Annotated in this window: 5 protein-coding genes; 3 read left to right on the top strand and 2 right to left on the bottom strand. The window is 59.2% G+C overall.

Going from position 1 to position 4,175, the window contains the following annotated elements; all coding sequences use genetic code 11:
- Nucleotides 1-152 precede the first annotated feature (152 nt).
- Both ACH2EH_RS14445 and ACH2EH_RS14440 read left to right on the top strand, forming a co-directional pair.
- Nucleotides 153-506: a 2Fe-2S iron-sulfur cluster-binding protein gene (locus ACH2EH_RS14445; protein WP_395142748.1), complete on the top strand. Its 354-nt coding sequence runs from the start codon at nucleotides 153-155 to the stop codon at nucleotides 504-506.
- A 68-nt stretch (nucleotides 507-574) separates the two neighbouring features.
- Entirely contained in the window at nucleotides 575-2,905 is a 2,331-nt protein-coding gene (locus tag ACH2EH_RS14440; RefSeq protein WP_395142747.1) for an MFS transporter, read from the top strand.
- Here the strand turns inward: ACH2EH_RS14440 and ACH2EH_RS14435 are convergent.
- A complete protein-coding gene (locus ACH2EH_RS14435; RefSeq protein WP_395142746.1) occupies nucleotides 2,898-3,380 on the bottom strand; it encodes a glutathione peroxidase in 483 nt (160 codons plus the stop codon). The genes ACH2EH_RS14440 and ACH2EH_RS14435 overlap by 8 nt on opposite strands.
- Before the next feature lie 53 nt (nucleotides 3,381-3,433).
- Between ACH2EH_RS14435 and ACH2EH_RS14430 the strand changes: the two genes are divergently transcribed.
- Nucleotides 3,434-3,907, top strand: a complete 474-nt coding sequence (locus ACH2EH_RS14430) for a methylated-DNA--[protein]-cysteine S-methyltransferase (protein WP_395142745.1) — start codon at nucleotides 3,434-3,436, stop codon at nucleotides 3,905-3,907.
- Here ACH2EH_RS14430 and ACH2EH_RS14425 read toward each other — a convergent pair.
- Nucleotides 3,904-4,086: a hypothetical protein gene (locus tag ACH2EH_RS14425; protein WP_395142744.1), complete on the bottom strand. Its 183-nt coding sequence runs from the start codon at nucleotides 4,084-4,086 to the stop codon at nucleotides 3,904-3,906. The genes ACH2EH_RS14430 and ACH2EH_RS14425 overlap by 4 nt on opposite strands.
- Between the last annotated feature and the right edge of the window lie 89 nt (nucleotides 4,087-4,175).

The following is a 4,175-nucleotide window of genomic DNA, read 5'->3' as shown; positions in this document are numbered from 1 at the left end:
GGATGTTCTTTGGCATCTACCCTGCCGTACGCGCCTCAAAGCTTGATCCTATTAATGCGCTACGCTATGAGTAGAGCGCGTTAATTCTAGGAGGAAACGCGCCTTACGTTCATGAATAGGGTAACATCCTCTCAGGAGAAAAATACTTACTTATGCCCAAGCTAACTGTTGAAGGCCATGGCACGTTCGACGTGCCGGAAGGCAAGAAGCTCGTTCTATGTATCGAAGATGCCGGGATTCCCATCCTGCACCGCTGTGGCGGCGTCCCCGCCTGCACCACGTGCCGTGTTCAAGTGCTAGAAGGCGATGTGCCGTCCATGTCTGACGAAGAAGAGTCCGCTCTGGAAGACCCGGAGCTGATCGCCACGCACCGCCTGTCTTGCCAGATTCGTGTCCAGAGTGATCTAAAAGTCACTGTCTGGGGGACTGTTGGCAACGAAGCGCGCGGCGCGTTCTTCACCGATGGTAAAGTCTTCGACAGCGCTGGAGAGCGCCCTGCCGACTGATTTGTAATCGCCACGATTGGAGTCGCTCCCATGAATGGGGGCGATTTTTTTGTGTATACTGACAGAGTATGCAAGGTGAACCCGAACCGATCTCGCGCATGGAGGCGCTCCGTGGTCTGCGCATCTCGACGCAGGAAGCGCTATGGGCGACGGTTTTTGTGGTCTTCACGGGCGGCGCGTTCCAGATAGGGTTTGCGCGGCATCTCGGGGCCAGCGACCTTGTTCTCGGGCTGCTCGCGGGGCTGCCTGCCGCGGTGGGGCTCCTCCAGATTCCCGCCTCGCTCTATACCGAACGGCGCGGCGAGCGCCGTCAGTTTGTGGCCTTCTCGGCGGGAGCAGGTCGCTTGTTGTTGGCGACGTTAGCACTGGTGGCGCTCCTGCCGATTCCTGACTCGCTCAAGCTGGTCGCGTTTCTGATTCTGCTGATTCTCTCCTCTGCGCTTCTGACAATCACGGTTCCAGCGTGGACGAGCTGGATGAGCGATTTAGTGCCAGGTGATGCCCGGGGACGCTACTTTGCCGGACGCAACCGCCTGGCTAGTATTGTCGCGATGCTGGCTCCGCTGCCCGCTGCCTGGCTACTCGATAGGCTCAAGCCAGAGATCGGGTTTCCGCTGCTCTTTGGACTGGCTGCGATTCCTGCGGTAGTCTGTTTTTTTCTCATTCTGCGTCAGCCCGAGCCGCCTATGGTGCGGCAAGTCGAAAAGACAAACCCGCTGAAGTCTCTCAAGGCACCGTTTGCCGATCCTAGCTTCCGGCGATTTTTGGCGTTTGCAGGAACCGTTGTGGTGGGCCAGTCGCTAGCGGGACAGTTTTTCATGGCCTGGCAGGTAGATAAAGCCGGGTTAGAGCTGCCGTATGTCGTGGTGCAGCTTATTGGGGCAGTTGCCTCGGCGGCGAGCCTAGCGACCATGCCGCTCTGGGGGTATCTGGCCGATAAATACGGCGGTCGGCCCGTGCTGATGATCGGAAGCTGGCTAGTGCTGATCAGCCCGATTCTCTGGTGCTTCACGTTCCCCGGTCAGAACTGGCTCAACTACCCGCTCATGGTCACGATGAATATCGTCTCCGGGGCGGGCTGGGCGGCGGTGGGCCTGACGCAGTTTAATTTACTGCTTTCGATGACACCCGATGACAAGCGCGGCACCTATGTTGCAGTCTTCTCGGCGTTCACTGGGATCATTGGCGGCGTCTCTCCGATTGTGGGAGGGGCGCTCATGACCGTTTTTGCTGATCTTCGCCTCCCCTTTGGGCTGAATAACTACAAGGTGATGTTTCTCATTACCGATGTGGTTCGTGTCGTGGCGCTGGTCTTACTGCATCAGCTTAAAGTGGAAGACAGCCAGACAACGCGCTTCGTGCTGGGGCAGCTCGTGGGCACGGGGACGATGGGGGGCTTTCGGCGGACACAGCGGCTGGCAAAGACCACCGATGCCGAAGCGCGCGAGGAGACGGTGCGCGAGCTAGGGGAGCGCAAGTCGTCGCTGGCTGTGGAGGAGCTCGTTGAAGCGCTGGATGATGTGGCCCACGCGGTACGCGCAACGGCGGCGCGGGCGTTGGGGGAGATTGGGGACACACGGGCCGTCCCTAGCCTCACAGCCAAGCTTTTCGATCCGGCGGCGGCGGTAGGAGAAGAGGCAGCGCACTCGCTGGGTTTTTTGGGCGATTGGTCGGCCACCTCAGCGCTGGAAGGTGCTGCGCGAGGGCCGAACGCCACCGTGCGTGTGGCCGCGCTGCGGGCTCTAGGCCGCCTCGCCGACCCCTCCTCAGCACCGACTCTCATTGCGGCGCTCAACCCGGATCGCCCTACTCGCTGTGAGGCGGCTTGCACCGCGCTGGCCGCCATCGGTGCGAACCTGCGCCCGGAAGATACCGCCGAGGCGCAGCAGCGCCTGCTAGCGCTGCTCGTTGCTACTGTGGATCAGGGAATGCGTCTCGCTGCGGCCCGTGCCATCGAGAAGCTCGCTTCCGCACTGCCCAACGCTCTGGAGACGGTCTCCCAGAAGCTCACCGAGGAAACCGACCCCGCTGTGCTCGCACGGTTAGCGGTGGCACTCTCACGGCTCGTGATTGCCCACGCCCCGGAGCCAAGCACCCACTTTCCCTTTTTGTTGTCCGTTGCGCGGCGGCTTGAGGGAAGTGGCCTGGCCTACTTACAAGCCCTCTACGCAGCCGCCGATACGGTTCTGCCGCCGGGTACCCTCTACCCTCTGCTCTCCCTCAAAGGAATGGCCCGTGATGAGGCGCTGCACAAGCTGGTCGCGGATAAGTCTCTGCTCGAAACCTACAGCTTGGGCCACTACACGGAGCTAACAAAACGCCTCCCCAACCTGGCCCGGCACGACGACGATTCCACGGCCGAGGAGGCGCTTTTAGCACTTCTCCTATTGTCTATTTAAGTGCGGCTTCGAGGGCAGCAACTACCTTAGGATCATCGGGTTTCATCGAGGCAGGGAAACGAGCGATGACCTCGCCGTTTTTGCCGATAAGAAACTTACCGAAGTTCCACTCGATATCGCCGCCGTTGGGCTTTGGTAAGCCCGTAAGGTACTTGTAGAGCGGGTGCTGGTCGGTTCCCTTGACACTGATCTTATGGAACATGTCAAAGCTGACTTTGTAGTTCAGGGTGCAGAACTGCTTGATCTCCGCTTCGGTACCTGGCTCCTGCGCACCAAAGTTATTGGCCGGGAATCCCAGAACCCGTAGCCCCTTGGCCTTGTACTTTTTGTTGAGTGTCTCAAGCTGCTCGTACTGGGGGGTCAGGCCGCACTTGCTGGCGACATTGACTACCAACATCACTTTGCCTTTATAGCTCTTTAGCGGGACGTCTTTGCCGTCGATGTTCTTCATCGTGAAATCGTAGATAGATGCCATGGTTAACTCAAATCCTCCAGAAAAACATACCACACTTGCGCTACAATGGTTCCATGTTCTATGCAGAGACTTTCGAAACCCGTTTTGGCATCATGACCGTGGCTGTGGATAGTGATGGGGCAGTGGTGTCCCTGGACTTTAGCGATCAAGAGCCTCAAGGGAGCGAACATGATCCTCTGAAGACCAGGCAGGCCAAAAGGCAGATTCAAGAGTACTGCGACGGTGAACGCACGGAGTTCGAGCTGGCTCGGGTACCCGGCGGCACGGAGTTTCAGAATCAGGTCTGGAACGAAGTGGCACGGATCCCCTACGGCCAGACCCGTACCTACGGCCAGATCGCTGCTGCTGTGGGCAATAAAGACGCCGCCCGCGCGGTGGGGGCCGCCAGTGGAGCCAATCCCATTCCCCTGATTGTCCCCTGCCATCGCGTTATCGCCGCCGATGGTGGGCTAGGTGGCTTTGCCTACGGCACGGGGGTTAAGTCTCGGCTACTCGCCTTCGAGAGCGAGCAGCCCAGCTTGTTTTAAGCGTAGGCTGCTTGTCGGGAGTAGATTATCCGGGTCTTTTTGAGCGCAGTGCGAAGCGCGGTGGCCTTCTTGCCAAGCGGGGATGTCTTCCCCATGACCCCACGAATTGCATCTATGGTGGAGGATGCTGTGGTGTAGGCATCGGTGGACGCTGTCTGTGTCTCGGCGGTCTTTGCCACCAAATTACGCTTGAGCGCCTCTTGCTCGTCACGCTGAGCGAGCCCACAATGGGCGCGGAGGACTTCGCCTTCTATTTAGAGCACGCCCC

The sequence above is a fragment of the Armatimonas sp. genome (assembly GCF_043760365.1).
In the GTDB taxonomy this organism is placed as follows: Bacteria; Armatimonadota; Armatimonadia; order Armatimonadales; family Armatimonadaceae; genus Armatimonas.
This window is presented reverse-complemented; position numbering and strand designations above follow the sequence as displayed.